At 42.3% G+C, this 14200-nt stretch carries 14 protein-coding genes and 1 riboswitch; of the genes, 2 read left to right on the top strand and 12 right to left on the bottom strand.

Features of this window, described 5'->3' with window-relative positions:
* The first annotated feature begins 148 nt into the window (after positions 1-148).
* Positions 149-901, top strand: a complete 753-nt coding sequence (locus tag ACKI39_RS08520) for a transposase (RefSeq protein WP_407399559.1) — start codon at positions 149-151, stop codon at positions 899-901.
* A gap of 370 nt (positions 902-1271) precedes the next feature.
* Here ACKI39_RS08520 and ACKI39_RS08515 read toward each other — a convergent pair whose 3' ends face one another.
* Positions 1272-2222 carry a hypothetical protein gene (locus ACKI39_RS08515; protein WP_407399557.1) on the bottom strand — a complete coding sequence of 317 codons (951 nt, stop codon included), beginning with the start codon at positions 2220-2222 and terminating at the stop codon, positions 1272-1274.
* A gap of 337 nt (positions 2223-2559) precedes the next feature.
* On the opposite strand from ACKI39_RS08515, the gene ACKI39_RS08510 reads away from it, so the two are divergent.
* A complete protein-coding gene (locus ACKI39_RS08510; RefSeq protein WP_407399555.1) occupies positions 2560-3804 on the top strand; it encodes a glycoside hydrolase family 5 protein in 1245 nt (414 codons plus the stop codon).
* A gap of 199 nt (positions 3805-4003) precedes the next feature.
* On the opposite strand, the gene thiC is transcribed toward ACKI39_RS08510, so the two are convergent.
* The 11 genes from thiC to ACKI39_RS08455 form a co-directional block, all read right to left on the bottom strand.
* Entirely contained in the window at positions 4004-5308 is a 1305-nt protein-coding gene (thiC, locus tag ACKI39_RS08505; protein ID WP_407399553.1) for a phosphomethylpyrimidine synthase ThiC, read from the bottom strand.
* Between the two features lie 14 nt (positions 5309-5322).
* Complete coding sequence (gene thiD, locus ACKI39_RS08500; RefSeq protein ID WP_407399551.1) at positions 5323-6117, bottom strand: bifunctional hydroxymethylpyrimidine kinase/phosphomethylpyrimidine kinase; 795 nt, start codon at positions 6115-6117, stop codon at positions 5323-5325.
* Positions 6102-6716, bottom strand: a complete 615-nt coding sequence (locus ACKI39_RS08495) for an HAD family hydrolase (RefSeq protein ID WP_407399549.1) — start codon at positions 6714-6716, stop codon at positions 6102-6104. The genes thiD and ACKI39_RS08495 overlap by 16 nt, the downstream gene beginning before the upstream one ends.
* Positions 6716-7348: a thiamine phosphate synthase gene (thiE, locus tag ACKI39_RS08490; RefSeq protein WP_407399547.1), complete on the bottom strand. Its 633-nt coding sequence runs from the start codon at positions 7346-7348 to the stop codon at positions 6716-6718. Before thiE ends, ACKI39_RS08495 begins: the two co-directional genes overlap by 1 nt.
* A 13-nt stretch (positions 7349-7361) precedes the next feature.
* Positions 7362-7661: an MTH1187 family thiamine-binding protein gene (locus tag ACKI39_RS08485; protein WP_407399545.1), complete on the bottom strand. Its 300-nt coding sequence runs from the start codon at positions 7659-7661 to the stop codon at positions 7362-7364.
* A gap of 16 nt (positions 7662-7677) precedes the next feature.
* Complete coding sequence (gene thiM, locus ACKI39_RS08480; protein ID WP_407399543.1) at positions 7678-8502, bottom strand: hydroxyethylthiazole kinase; 825 nt, start codon at positions 8500-8502, stop codon at positions 7678-7680.
* Positions 8493-8601, bottom strand: a riboswitch (TPP riboswitch). It overlaps the preceding gene by 10 nt.
* 11 nt (positions 8602-8612) lie before the next feature.
* Positions 8613-9959, bottom strand: a complete 1347-nt coding sequence (locus ACKI39_RS08475) for an MATE family efflux transporter (protein ID WP_407399541.1) — start codon at positions 9957-9959, stop codon at positions 8613-8615.
* A 210-nt stretch (positions 9960-10169) separates the two neighbouring features.
* Positions 10170-10811: an HAD family hydrolase gene (locus ACKI39_RS08470; protein ID WP_407399539.1), complete on the bottom strand. Its 642-nt coding sequence runs from the start codon at positions 10809-10811 to the stop codon at positions 10170-10172.
* Between the two features lie 3 nt (positions 10812-10814).
* Positions 10815-12050, bottom strand: a complete 1236-nt coding sequence (locus ACKI39_RS08465) for an FGGY family carbohydrate kinase (protein ID WP_407399537.1) — start codon at positions 12048-12050, stop codon at positions 10815-10817.
* Between the two features lie 162 nt (positions 12051-12212).
* The gene (gene prs / locus ACKI39_RS08460; RefSeq protein WP_407399535.1) at positions 12213-13469 is read right to left on the bottom strand and encodes a ribose-phosphate diphosphokinase; all 1257 of its coding nucleotides are present in this window, start codon (positions 13467-13469) and stop codon (positions 12213-12215) included.
* 123 nt (positions 13470-13592) lie between these two features.
* Positions 13593-14198, bottom strand: a complete 606-nt coding sequence (locus ACKI39_RS08455) for a helix-turn-helix domain-containing protein (protein ID WP_407399533.1) — start codon at positions 14196-14198, stop codon at positions 13593-13595.
* Positions 14199-14200: the final 2 nt, after the last annotated feature.

The following is a 14200-nucleotide window of genomic DNA, read 5'->3' as shown; positions in this document are numbered from 1 at the left end:
TGTACTGCCAGCCAGAGCAAGAAACCCAGTCTTAGTTACGGGGAAAGCCCCAAGGAGGAGACGGGTTATCGGGTCATATGTCACGGGTATACTATCCCAAATCGAATAAGATAATTCAATTACATTAATATACGAGGAGGATTGATGAATGGCGAGAACCCCCAGGTTGTTTGGATGTTCTGGTTTTTATCATGTGATTTTGCGTGGAAACAACAGGCAAAATTTATTCGTTGATGATGCAGATAGAAGTTTCTTTGTTGGTAAATTAAAGAAATACTCTGGAGAATTGGCGGTTGTAGTTCATGCCTATTGCTTGATGAATAACCATGTTCATATTTTAATTGGAAACGTAAAAGAGAATGAAACTTTGAGCTTGTTGATTCAGAAGATTGCCAACAGCTATGTGTTTTATTTCAACCGTAAATATGATCGTTGTGGGCATTTGTTTCAGGGACGTTTTAAAAGTGAGCCCATACTTGATGATGTTTATTTTAAGACAGTGTATAGATATATTCTTCAGAATTGTGAAAAAGCAGGATTAGGGAACGCTAGGCAATATAGATGGAATAGTTTTTGGGCTTTAAAAGATCATGAAAAAAATGATTTTGTTGATGTCGAGTATGTAATCGGTCTGTTCAATTCAAAGAAAGAGCTGCTGGATTTTTTGAACCAGAGGGAAGAACAAAAGTGCATGGAATACGAGAATATTCTGGTCTTCTCAGATGACAGGGCGATAAAGCTTATTAAGAAAATATTCAGAATATCTTCACCATATAAACTTGAACGGCTTACGATTGATGATCAGATCAGCAAATGTGGAATTCTAAAAAAGAAAGGACTTTCAATCAGTCAAATTTCAAGGATCACAGGCATAAGCAGAGTGATTGTCAAGAAATCATAGGTGACCTATGTGACAAATATAAGCAATTAAAATATCCAGTGATTTATACAGATTTTTTTTAGAATAAATGTGTCAATATATGGTTGATTGTGTTTGATTGCTGTAGGGGTCTGTCCCCGTTGTTTCTGATTTGTGTTAAATATACTGATTCCTATGAAGTAAAGGATTATGGAAATTATCTGAAGGCCTGCTGGGAATAGACTTAAAAGGGTCTGTCCCCGATGAATACAGTTTCATTACTGAATAGAAAAGCCGCATGCAAATGAAGTTAGCTTCAAAGAGCATGCGGCTTTTCGTTTATAACCTTAATCTAATAAACAAGGGGTCTGTCCCCTTTGTCTCTGCATGGGAAATCCCTATGGATTTAGTCTTAGTTAGATTCTATGATTTCAACCTTTGTAATAGTGATTTTATCACCATAAACCTGAACTCCATATTCTTTAATCTTACTCAAAGAATCTTCGGCAATAGTAAAGTCTGTTGTTGTTGATGTCTTCCATAAATAACAATTATCAGAATAATCTGTATCACCATTCTTTTTAAACTTTACATCTCTATTACTTTCTCCCCAATTCATTGCTTGCATTTTGAGAACGACACCACTATCAACTTCTGCACTCCAGGTAATTCTTAATCCAATTGTATTTGTTGTGATTTTATCCTTCCCGATATTAATATCTTCTCCAGAAGATTTGTTCCATTCCTCGAAAGTAGTGTTTCCTACCCAAGCTGCTGTAGTAGCAGGTGTTGCCTCAGCAAAAGCGGGCTGCCAGAGGGTTCCTGAAACAGATCTGTAGTCACCGTCATTTTCCAAAAGTCCAAAGATAATTGAAGATGCTTTTGACTTGTCGTTTACTGTTGCAGACATAACCTGTACTTTGATTTTTGTGGTGCTTGCTAATTCTCCATTTGAAAGACCGATAAGTTTTCTTGCGGCACTTTTGAGATATGGAACTGTAGTTCCATTATCATCAACAGCGTACTGATCTGGAAGAAGTTCCATGGTTCCTAAATTATATTCCTCGGCATTGTTTCCAATGGTAACCTTGATCTTTAGGTTTGAAACTGTCATTTTCAAACCTTTTGCGGATTTTGAAGGATTGTCGATTTGAAGGACAAATGCAATTCTTTCTTTCTGTGTAGCAATATCTGCTGTTCCACTATATTCCTTTCTTTCTGAAAAAGTAATTGGATCATTGACATATTCATAATCATCACTATCACTTGATCCATTCGAACATCCTGTAAAAGAAAGTGTCGCAGCTATAAGCACTGACATAGAAGTGAGTACTGTCTTCTTGAATACTTTGTTTAGTTTCATAATTTCCTCCTCGAAACTTTTATTAATCTTGTGCTTTAGAGTAAGTCCAAAAAAATGAACGGACTATAATTTTAATTTTTTAAATAAAAAAAATTTACGAAAATGAAAAATAAAAAAAATTGTATAGAAAATAATTTTGAAAAGTATAAGAAATTTAATTTTGTGAAGAATTTGAGCGAGTTGAACTAGGGGACAGACCTCAGTGCTTGAAAAGTCTCGGGTATGCTGAGCTTTAGACATGCCATTGCCGTTGGTCTTGGAATCGAGAAAAGTTTTTATATAAAATAAAAAGATTATAGAGATGTTTTATATTCGATTCTATCGTATAATATACAGTATGAAAAAATATTCATTTAAAACTTTTACGGCGCCTCTTTTGGTGGCTGCAATGATTTCAATCGCTTGTGATGGTTCGGCGAAAGCAAAGGCAAAAGTCGAATGTGATGTTCCTGTCCTTAAAGGTTCTGGTATCGTCAAGATGGACAAATTCGCATTTGAACAGGTGCGAGCCATGAAGACAGGTTGGAATCTTGGAAATACATTTGATGCTACGAGCAACATCGATCATTTCAAGGGTCAGAATGCAGGGATCTCTTCCGTTTCATCATGGGGAATGCCTGAGCCTAAGAAGGAAGTTTTTGATGCTGTGGCAAAGGCTGGGTTTAAGTGTGTGCGCATTCCTGTCAGCTGGTCAAATCATCTTTGCGACAAGGAATATACTGTTGATCCATCATGGATGGCAAAGGTAAAGGAATCTGTTGACTGGGCAATCAGCGATGGACTTATTGTCATCATTAATATTCATCATGACAATTCTTTCTCTGAGTCTGAATTTAAATACGGCCGTGGATTCTTTCCTACAAACAAATGCTATGCTGAATCTGAAAAATTTGTGGTCCGTATTTGGGAGCAGATCTGCGCGGCTTTCAAGGACTATCCAGAGACGCAGCTTGTTTTTGAAACACTCAATGAACCTCGATTGCGTTATTATCCTCATGAATGGAACTTCAATGCCTCCTGCAACAAATGTAAGGAAGCGATGAACTGCATCAATAACCTTAATCAGAGGGCTGTTGATACAATCAGAGCAGGTGGTGGTGCAAATGAAAAGAGACTTATTATGGTTCCTTCCATTGCCGCAAGCCCATCGGCTGCAATTGAGAAGGCATTCAGGATTCCAGATGATCCGTCCAGACGTATTGCTGTTTCTACACATGCCTATGCACCTTTCCAGTTTGCGATGCAGAAGAAGAAGGCTGGCGGTCAGTCAAAGTTTACAGATGCGCATAAGGCGGAACTGGATAGTATGTTCCACTCTTTGAACTCTAGATTCGTGTCAAAAGGAATTCCTGTTGTCATGGGTGAATACGGCGCTACAAATAAAGACAATATTGCTGACCGTGAAGAATGGACAAGATATTATGTTGGTGGTGCAAAAAAGTACAACATTTGCTGTGTTCTTTGGGACAACAATTCACCAAAGAATCCAGATGAATCGGAAAGATTTGGTTTCTTGAATCGCAATACATGTGAATGGTATTTCCCGACACTGATTGAAGAAACTATGAAGGTGTTTGAATAATTTGACGAAACTTGATTAAAGATTATGAGCTCCAGGTGATTTGCCTGGGGCTTTTTTGTTATGTATGTATTTTTATTGAATAGAGGAATAGAGGGGACAGACCCCTGACGAAAGCTTTGCTTTCATAGAGGTTTGTGCCTTCCGTAACTTTCGTCACACGAATTGCGGGGCAATTCGTGATAGAGGGGACAGACCCTTATTAAAGAATGTCTACATGCTCCCCTGCAAGGGCCTTATTCATGCTTCTTACGGCACAGAACTTTCCGCACATCGAGCAGGTGTCGTCGTGTTCCGGGGCACGGCTGTCGCGGATTGCCTTTGCCGTTTCAGGATCCAGAGCACATTCCCACTGGGCATCCCAGTCAAGCTTGCGTCTTGCATCGGCCATCTTGTTGTCTATATCCATTGCTCCACGTACGCCCTTTGCAATGTCTGCAGCGTGTGCTGCAATCTTGCTTGCTATGATTCCCTGCTTTACGTCGTCAACATTTGGAAGGGCAAGGTGCTCAGCTGGTGTTATATAGCAAAGGAATGCGGCTCCGTTCTGGGCTGCGATTGCTCCTCCTATGGCAGAGGTGATGTGATCATATCCTGGTGCAATGTCTGTTACCAGAGGACCAAGAACATAGAATGGCGCTCCCATGCAGATTGTCTGCTGGATCTTCATGTTGGCTGCAATCTGGTCCATCGGCATGTGTCCAGGTCCTTCAACCATTACCTGAACATCCTTTGCCCATGCGCGTTTTGTAAGTTCTCCAAGGCGAACAAGCTCCTCTATCTGGCATACGTCTGAAGCATCAGCAAGACAGCCTGGGCGACATGCATCACCCAAAGAAATTGTTACATCGTGTTCACGGCAGATTTCAAGAATCTCATCGTAGTATTCGTAGAACGGATTTTCATTTCCTGTCATGGTCATCCATGCGAAAACAAGGGACCCGCCGCGGCTTACGATGTTCATCTTGCGCTTGTGTTTCTTTATCTGGTCGATGGTATGGCGTGTGATTCCGCAGTGAAGGGTAACAAAGTCAACGCCGTCTTCTGCGTGAAGACGAACAACGTCGATGAAATCCTTTGCCGTCAATGTTGCAAGGTCACGCTTGTAGTGGATTACGCTGTCGTATACTGGAACTGTTCCGATCATTGCCTTGCATTCAGCCGTAAGCTTTCTGCGGAATGGAATGGTGTCTCCGTGGCTTGAAAGATCCATGATGGCTTCAGCTCCCATCTCTACGGCTGCGTTTACTTTTGCCATCTCAACATCGTAGTCCTTGCAGTCACGGCTGATTCCAAGGTTCACGTTGATTTTGGTTCTGAGCATAGAACCAACCCCTTCTGGATCAAGGCACTTGTGGTGCTTGTTTGCACAGATTGCAACTTTTCCTGTAGCAACCAAAGGCATGAGTTCTTCTACTGTCATTTTTTCTTTTGCCGCAACGATTTTCATCTGCTCTGTAACAATGCCGCGTTTTGCAGCGTCCATCTGTGTTGTGTACTGTTCCATTCTATTCTCCTGGTTTATTTTGCTTTGTTTGAAAATATATAATTGTGCATCATTGGACCTGAGCCATGTCCAAGATCAAGACCTGCCTTAAGGCATTCTGTAATGTAGTTTTTTGCAAGCTGAACTGCATATTCAAGTGGATTTCCTTTTGCAAGGTAAGTTGCAATGGCGCTTGATAAAGTGCATCCAGTTCCGTGGGTATTTTCATTCTCGATTCTTTCCGATGTGAACCAAAGGAATTCGTTGCTTCCGTAAAGGACATCGTTTGCTTCGTTTATGCTGTGTCCGCCTTTTACAAGAACATTGATTCCGTAGCGGGTGGAAATTTCTTTTGCCGCAAGAACCATTTCATCTTCCGAAGTAATTTTGTTTCCGCATAGGATTTCTGCTTCTGGAATGTTTGGCGTGATTAAAGTTGCAATAGGAAAAAGTTCAGCAGTCAAAGTTTCAACTGCCTTGTCGGCTATCAATTTGCTTCCACTTGTTGCAACCATGACAGGATCGATGACAATGTTTTTTGCCCTGTAAAATTTCAGCTTTTCAGCAATTACCTTTATGAGTTCAGGATTGGAAACCATGCCGATTTTTACTGCATCAGGGACAATGTCTGTGAAAACTGCATCAATCTGGTCTGCAAGAAATTCAGGTGTACTTTCCTGAATGGATTTAACTCCCAAAGTGTTCTGTGCAGTCATGGCAGTGATGGCACTCATGGTGTATGCTCCGTTGCACGTGATGGTCTTTATGTCTGCCTGAATTCCAGCACCGCCAATGGAATCACTTCCTGCGATGGTCAGCACTGTTTCCATTTTTCATCCTCCAGTGTGTAGTCTGAAAGTTTTTTTATATCCTCATAATTCAACTGAATGTCTTTTATGAGGACGGTTTTCATTCCAATTTCTTTTGCTGTCTTTATTGCATGTATTCCGTCTTCAAATACAAGGACTTCCTCCGCTGTTGCATTTAGAAATGAAAGGCACTGGTTGAAAAGTTCTGGGCTGTTTTTGTCGCCTGTGAAAATTGAGTTGAAATATTTTTCAATGCCAAGTCGGGCAAAGGCGGCTTCAATCAATTCCTTTATTCCGCTAGAAGCAACAATCATGGGAATGTTTTTTGAGCTTAGAAATTCAATTGCATCTAGAATCCCATCTTTCAGAGGGGCCGAAAACCTGTAGAAATCCTCCGCCATTTCTTGAATTTCATATTCAATGGTTTCAGCTGATAGTTCAAGGCCATATTCTTCCTTCATGTAGCCTGCAGCCTGAGGAACAGTAAAGGAAAGCATTCTGATGTTGATTTCGTTTGATGCAATGACACCTTTTGTCTTGAGGTAGTCCTGGGCAAGGGTAGCCCACATGGGCATGGTATCAAGGATTGTTCCATCAACATCAAAGATAGCGGCTTTCATCAGTCTATGATTTCCTTTGTTTCTGCAAGAAGATCTTTGCATGCACCTTCAATATCCTTTTGCGCAAAGATGGCGCTGATTACGCTGATTCCTGCAAATCCAAGTCCTTTAAGCTCCTTGATGTTTTCTTTTTTTACGCCACCAATGGCAACGACAGGAATTTTTACTGCTTCACAGATTTCCTTGCAAAGTTGGTGCGAGAGAACCCAGCAGTCATCCTTTGAGCCTGTTGGGAATACAGCACCAACACCCAAATAGTCTGCTCCCATTTTTTCTGCAAGTATTGCTTCTTCCACAGTCTGTGTTGAAACGCCAAGAATTTTATCAGGTCCAATAAGGGCACGTACGTCCTGGGCTGCCATATCGTTCTGTCCAACGTGAACTCCGTCTACATCAACTTTTTTTGCAAGTTCTACATTGTCGTTGATGATGAAAGGAACATTGTATTTTTTACAGAGGGCCTTCAGCTCCACAGCTTCTCTGTAAAAATTTTCTTCATCCAGATCCTTTTCTCGGAGCTGGAGCATGGTTGTGCCGCCCTTGAGTGCAAGTTCAACATCGTCGGCAAGATTGCGGCCGTTAAGCCAGTATCTGTCTGTGATTCCGTATAAAAGCAAATCTTCTTTTTTCATCTTTCGGTTGTTCCTATTTTTCAAGCTGTTCATTTAGGCGCTGGATTTTTCCGTCCATGGTGTTTGTGTAGCCTGGGCGAATGTCAGCCTTGAGAATTACTTCTGTGCGGATTCCTTTTTCGGCAAGAACCATGGTTGCATCCTTTACGCACTTCATTACTTCATCCCATTCACCTTCGATTTCAGTGAACATGGAACAGGTCTTGTATTTGAGTCCAGATGCTGCAATCACTTTGCAAGCCTCTGCAACATAAGCTGAAAGTTCGTCTCCAACACCGAATGGTGCTATTGCTACTGCTATCAATGTATTCATATTTAGACTCCAGATGTTAGATAATTTCGATGTTTGTGTTTTTTATTCCCTTTGAAGAAATCTGATAGAGCTGATCAAGGAACAGTGGCTGGAACGATCCAGGACCCTTTGCTTTCTTTTCAGCTTTCATTGCGGCTTCGTTGTAAAGAACTGTTGCTGTAAGGGCTGCGTAAAATGGTGTCGTTACATTTCCGTAGACTGCGCAGACTCCGCCAAGGGAACAGCCTGCACCCGTAATCATTGGAAGATATTCTGAACCGCCGTGGCAGAGTACTGTTGTAGTTCCGTCGGTAACAAGGTCAACTTTTCCGCTGACTGTAACTGCACCGCCTGTATATTTTGCAAGGGCAACAGCAGCATCCTTTGCAGAAAGAACTTCGTCAGTGCTGTCTACACCGCGAACTCCGCTTTCTTTTTTTTCTGTAAGTTCCCAAAGAGAGGCAAGTGCAATTACTTCGCTTGCGTTTGCACGGATGATCTTAGGCTTTGTTTCCTTGAACTGTTTAAGGATGCTTTCGCGTTGTTCACCGATGCCGATTCCAACAGGATCAAGTACCCAGTTGTTTCCAGATTCAATACAGGCTTTTGCTGTGCGAGGCAATGTTTCAGGATAGCATGTAAACTGTGTACCCATGTTGATGTACATGGAGCGGCTAATCTTTGCCATCATCTCACCTTCATCGGCAAGGTAAACCATGGCGGCAGATCCACCGCATGCAAGCTGTGCGTTGGCAACAAAATTGATTGTGACTGTGTTTGTGATTGACGGTGCAAGTGGATTGTTTTTGCGCACCGCCTCCAGAGCAGAATTTACTTCTGCAAGAAGAGATGTTTTTTCCATAATGTTCTCCCTACGCCGGTATTATCCGGACAGGTTCAAAGGGTCAAGGTTGACAACCTACTCTCAGCCGGCTTTGCGCCAGCTCCCCCATTTGTTGAAGCCATTCTATTTTATATTGCAGATTTTGTCATCCATACTTTTGACTTCCACCTGATGAGCATGAGGCAGGCTCTGAAACATTCGTCGCATGCCATGGCAACAATAATGCCGAAAAATCCCATTTCCAGTGTCCTGCTCAAAAGCCATGCAAGACCGAATGAAATGCACCAGTTGGAAAATATACCGGCCTTTACCGGAAAGTGAATGTCTCCTGAAGCCATGAGGGATGGAATTGCAATTACATTTACGGCTCTTCCTGTTTCAAGAAAAAAGGCCAGGGGCATGATTGAAAGGAGAATGTATTTTATTTCGTAGTCGCTTGTGAAAATGCCGACCATCTGCCTGCGAAGAATAAATATTACCAGTGCAAGGCTCAGGCTGAATGCGGTTCCTGCCGCAATGTATCCAAAAAGTTTTTTGTATGCGGTTTCGTGGAGTTTCGCACCGCAGTAGTGCCCTGTTTTTATTTGTGCCGCATTTCCAATGGAAATTGCAATCATGTAGATGAACCTTAAGATCGTGCCAAAGTAAGTGAAGGCGGCAATTGATGCGGTTCCGTGAGAGGAAATCAAAACCATAACAGCCATCTGTGAAAGATTCCAGGAAACGCTTTCGCCTGCAGTAGGAACTCCGATTTTTAAAATCTGTTTCCATTCTGCAATGTTGATTTTGAACGGTGCGTTTACTTTGTATTGTGTGTCCTTGAGGCTGAAAACTTTTATGGAAAGAACTATTGCTCCAATTGCCTGTGCAGAAACTGTAGCGACGGCAACTCCCTTTACACCGAATACAGGTAGGCCAAACCATCCGTAAAGGGCGATGGCATTTCCAATGATGTTAACGGAGTTTGCACAGGCGTTTACGATCATAGGAGTTCTTGTGTGTCCGTAACTTCTTAAGATTGTAGACTGAATCATTGAAGTTCCGCAGAAAACGGAAAATATGGCATAGATGAAAATGTATTCGCTTGCATACTGGCGTACATCGTCTTCAAGAGTGTAGTGCTTTAGAATCTGTGGAACCGCAAAGGCAAATGTCATTCCAATAACAAAGGCAAAGAAAATGATCATCTGGAGACATGTTCTGGAAAGGGACTTTGCGCGGTCGAACTGTTTCCCTCCTAAAAGGTTTGTAAGGGAAATTGTTGCACCGCTTGGAATTACCTGCATAAAGGTAATGAGGAACCAGGTGTACTGTGTTACAAGTCCAACGGCTGCAACGGCGCTGTCGGAATAACCTGACAGCATGAAAATGTCTACGCTTGAAAAGGCAAGGAAGAGAAGGTTTTCAATTATGATGGGGTATGCAATTTTAATGAGGGGTGTGTTTGTTACATCAATCTGTTTTGTCTTTGTCATAAATATCCTCTGTGATTCCGTTCTACCAATAGGAATATTTTAAGTCAATAAAGATTGAGTTTAAAAATCATAAATTACCGTTATGGGAATTTTGTTTTAATTGCAGGTGACTTTTATACAAATGTGGATTGCTTCGTCGGACGGTTGTCCTCCTCGCAATGACGAGTAAACCTTTCGTCATCGCGAGCAAAGCGTGGCGATCAATGTATACTACAAGGTCTCAAGAAATTCTATTACTTCTTCTGCGCCGTTTACAAGAACTCCGCCCATTCCCATTTTTACCGGAAGGGAAAGATCGATGTCATAACGGTCACCTATGGAAATGCAGTTTTCCGCCACGGAATTAGTCCGCTCCAATGCAAGGTCCAGTATTTCTTTAGCGGGCTTTGATTTTCTGCAGGTATCAAGGCCGATGATTTCTGGAATGATTTTATCAATTCCAAGTACTGCCAAAGTTTTCCTTGCGGCTTCCACCGGATTGTTTGTTACTGCAATGAGGATAAATTTTTCTGCGGCTTTTTCAAGTACTGATTTTAATTCTTTATTAGGCTTCAGAAAATTTTCAGGCTTCAATAGTTCAATTCTCCACCTGATGCTTGTGTCGATGTCAACGCCAAAATTCAGGAACACATTTCCAAGGCTGATTTTTTTTCCGCCGTTTTCAGCGGCATACTTTTTCCTGAAGTCGGCGATTTTTTTTCTTGCTTCTTCATGCGTCATTCCGTTTATGTCGGCCCAATGACGAACCTGAACGTCAATCTGTTCCTGTACGAATTCTGCGCTTGTGTACAAAGTTCCGTCTATGTCAAAAATGAGGGTCTTTGGATTTGCTGGAATGTTATAGAGTTCCATTTGCTATTCTTCCACGCTTGGGACAAAAAGTTTGCCTGCGGAGAAAAGTTTCTTTGAGGCTTCCTGTATTGAACCGAAAACTCCCATGCCTGCCAAAGCCATGGCTGCGTCACCGAGAAGTTCGCTGTCTGAGCATGAAGGTACCTGAATTTTTATACCCGTAATGTCAGCCTTCATCTGGTTGCGTTTGTCGTTGCTTGCCTGTCCACCTGTGATGGTCATTTTGTCAGGGAAAGGAAGACCCTTTTCAAAAGCGGCTTTCCTTAAAGTCTCGATGGCGCTCTTTACATCAAGGGCAGTTTGGATCAAAAGATATTTTCCCTGATCCAATGCGGCGCTTGTTCCATCGCTGTCTATCATCCTGTCCAGCAGGTCGTTGTAATCTACTGATTCTCCAAGCTCGCGGTCAATCTTCTGCTTGAAAGCTGCAAACTTGGAACCGCTGTCAGGAAGAAGGACACTTGCATTCCAGAGTCCTGGGATGATTGATGGAAGGGTGCGGATTCCTTCTCCGTAAAGAGGCTCCTTTGTGCAGAAGTTTATTCCTTCGCTTGATCCAGCCCTGTCGCAGATTGTGTTTTCTTCAACTGTTGCCGTTCCTACAAGGGCTGCAACAAAATCTGGTGCCCCAAGGAAAACTGGAAGTCCGTCTTCAATTCCGTGTTCCTCACCGCCGATGAAGGAAACTGCCTTGTGGGTAAGTCCGCCGATTTTTTCGGAAGACATTTTGAAAGGTGGAAGCTTTGCAATGTCGTCGGAAGTCAATCCTGCAGCTGCAAGGTCTTCGTCAGTCCAATATGCTTTTCTGTATCTTTCTTCTGGAAGAATTGTGCATGCCTTGTCAGTCAAAAGCCAGATAAGGTATTCTGGTGCCCCGAAAATGTACTGGGTCTTTTCCCATACTCCAGAATATTTGTTTTTAAAAGAAATGATTCTTGGAATGAAAAGTGAAGGACTTTTTATTTGGACTGCTTCTTCGTTCCACAGGAAAGTTTCTCCTGAGGTTGCAACAAGGGTTGGTCCGTTTCCGCTGATGCAGATTCCGTCAACCTTGGATTCAGGAGCCTGTTCAAAAAGTTCAGTGGTTGCATTCTGAAGGGCAGGAAACCATTCCTTTGAAGAATGTTCAGTTTTAACGAGAAGAAATTTTCTGCGGCTTTTTGCAAGGACTTTTCCTTCATCTGTAATGAGGGCCGCTTTAAGGGATGATGTTCCGATGTCTACACAAAGAATTGTCATATTACTAATTTATAATTCATAATTCATAATTCACAATTAAGAATTATCAATTGTGAATGTCCCGACTTAATAATGATTATAACACAAATAATAAAAAAAACGGCATCCCTGGATTTCTCCAAAGATGGCCGCTTCTGATTATGAATTATGCATCCCTAATTCTTAATTATTATTGTTTTCAGCAGGTGTGCTTGCCTTGATAAGCTTGTCGATGATTGAACGGTTGTCAAGGAGATCACCCAAAGACTGGTTGTGGTGGAGTCTTGTGATTACGTTTGCAAAGAGTCCAGAAACGTTTGTGCTGATGTACCATTCGCGTGTAAGAAGGTCTTCGTGGTAAACAGCGTTTGTTCCGATGATTCTGTAGAACAATCCCTTCTTGTATGCTTCGTCAAACTGTTCGATGGCATTTCCTGTAAAGAATGGAAGGGAAATTGCAGCGATAACCTTTGTAGCACCGTTGTTGTGGAGGAATTCCATAGCCTTAAGCAATGTTCCACCAGTACCGAGCATGTCGTCTGCAAGGAAAGCAACCTTTCCCTGAACGTCACCAAGGAGCTTTACGCTCTTGATGTTTGTATTCTTTGCATCCTGTGTAACAACAGAGTAGTCTCTCTCTTTGTAAATCATTGCGAGAGGCTTCTTGAGTCCTGTTGCGTAGAACTTGTTGCGGTCGATGGCACCTGTATCTGGAGATACAACTACCAGGTCTTCCTTTGTAAGGTCAACTGCCTTAGCAAGTTCACGGATAATCTGATATGAAGCGTGAAGGTTTTCGCAGTGTGTGTGTGCGAATGCGTTTACGATTTCGCGTGAGTGGAGGTCGAGAGTGATGATTCTCTTTACTTCCATTGATTCATAGATATGTCCAAGGAGAGCAGCTGTAAGACCTTCGCGGCTCTTCTTCTTGTGCTGGCGGCTGTAAGGGTAAGCTGGAACAACGAGTGTAATCTGTCTTGCGCCAGCCTGACGAACTGCATCGATTGTAACGAGGAGACCCATAACATGGTCGTTTACGGAAAGCTTGAGCTTTGCCTTTCCACCGTTCATGAGGATTTCTTCGTGGTTCTCAACATCCTGGAAAATGTAAACATCTTTACCGCGGATGCATTCGTTGAGCTCGCACTTGAATTCACCGTTTGCAAAGTAAGTGAAAGAAGCATTTACCTTGAATACAGGTGGACGATACTTCTCAATGTTACCACGGATACAAAGGTCGCTTGTGTGAACGTCATTGTCCAGGTTCATCTGCTGAACGACTTTTTCCTTTTCAATTCCATAGCGCTTTGCGATAACATCACTCTTGAGGGAAAAACGGTGTTTGTACATGTGACGAAGATGAGTGATAACTTCATTGGCGAAGGATTCTCCACCAGGACAGGCAACGACAGCGAGGTCGGTTGGTTCAGAATACGGCATTATTCTTACCCCTTGAAATATAGTTTGTAAATATCCAGAGGACATCGTACAGATTGAATGTTTTCTGCAGATTCCTGTTGGAATTTGTTTGAAAATAATACCGTTTTATGTCGTTTATTTCAATTAGTTTGAATTGAATTTCTGTGATGGAGTTACAAACCAGATGGCTTCCAAAGGTTCTGTTCCCGTGTTTTCAAGATGATGAGGAAGATTTGCGCTGAATGTGACGCTGTCTCCAGCGGTTATCGGGTAGCTTTTGTTTCCATGGTACAGGACACCAGTTCCACTTGTAATGAGGCCCATTTCCTTGCCGATGTGTCCGTAAAGTCCTCTATGCGTGTGGGATCCAACTGGGATTGTCACCGTATAGCTTTCAAAGGAATTCTCGCCATTGCCGCTGTAGGAATCAGAAAGCTCCTTGTAGACAACATCGTTTTCGTTGAGGGTTCGCCTTTCATCCCTGTGGGTGATGGAAACAGGTCTGTTGCGTGTATATTCCTCAAAGAGATACTCAAGGTTGATGTCCAGTGCGTTTGCGAGCTCCAGGAGGGTGTCGATGGCTGGAGAAACCTTGTTGCGTTCAATCTGAGAGACCAGGCTTTCGCTTACTCCTGCTGCCTGTGCCACTGATTTCAGTGTCATATGCTTTTTTTCGCGTACGTCCCTCAGCTTTTCACCGAAATGATATGTCTTTTTTTCTCCGATTGTTTCTTCAATTTCTTCGCTCATTT

Source organism: Treponema sp. (genome assembly GCF_045641405.1).
Classification (GTDB): Bacteria; Spirochaetota; Spirochaetia; order Treponematales; family Treponemataceae; genus Treponema_D.
The sequence above is the reverse complement of the archived record's forward strand: the minus strand, read 5'-3'. Positions and strand labels throughout refer to the sequence as shown.

Bases quoted from the DNA above. Each gene is read 5' to 3' on its own strand.
- ACKI39_RS08520 (WP_407399559.1), top strand. From the start codon at position 149: ATGGCGAGAACCCCCAGGTTGTTTGGATGTTCTGGTTTTTATCATGTG.
- ACKI39_RS08515 (WP_407399557.1), bottom strand. From the start codon at position 2,222: ATGAAACTAAACAAAGTATTCAAGAAGACAGTACTCACTTCTATGTCA.
- ACKI39_RS08510 (WP_407399555.1), top strand. From the start codon at position 2,560: ATGAAAAAATATTCATTTAAAACTTTTACGGCGCCTCTTTTGGTGGCT.
- thiC (WP_407399553.1), bottom strand. From the start codon at position 5,308: ATGGAACAGTACACAACACAGATGGACGCTGCAAAACGCGGCATTGTT.
- thiD (WP_407399551.1), bottom strand. From the start codon at position 6,117: ATGGAAACAGTGCTGACCATCGCAGGAAGTGATTCCATTGGCGGTGCT.
- ACKI39_RS08495 (WP_407399549.1), bottom strand. From the start codon at position 6,716: ATGAAAGCCGCTATCTTTGATGTTGATGGAACAATCCTTGATACCATG.
- thiE (WP_407399547.1), bottom strand. From the start codon at position 7,348: ATGAAAAAAGAAGATTTGCTTTTATACGGAATCACAGACAGATACTGG.
- ACKI39_RS08485 (WP_407399545.1), bottom strand. From the start codon at position 7,661: ATGAATACATTGATAGCAGTAGCAATAGCACCATTCGGTGTTGGAGAC.
- thiM (WP_407399543.1), bottom strand. From the start codon at position 8,502: ATGGAAAAAACATCTCTTCTTGCAGAAGTAAATTCTGCTCTGGAGGCG.
- ACKI39_RS08475 (WP_407399541.1), bottom strand. From the start codon at position 9,959: ATGACAAAGACAAAACAGATTGATGTAACAAACACACCCCTCATTAAA.
- ACKI39_RS08470 (WP_407399539.1), bottom strand. From the start codon at position 10,811: ATGGAACTCTATAACATTCCAGCAAATCCAAAGACCCTCATTTTTGAC.
- ACKI39_RS08465 (WP_407399537.1), bottom strand. From the start codon at position 12,050: ATGACAATTCTTTGTGTAGACATCGGAACATCATCCCTTAAAGCGGCC.
- prs (WP_407399535.1), bottom strand. From the start codon at position 13,469: ATGCCGTATTCTGAACCAACCGACCTCGCTGTCGTTGCCTGTCCTGGT.
- ACKI39_RS08455 (WP_407399533.1), bottom strand. From the start codon at position 14,198: ATGAGCGAAGAAATTGAAGAAACAATCGGAGAAAAAAAGACATATCAT.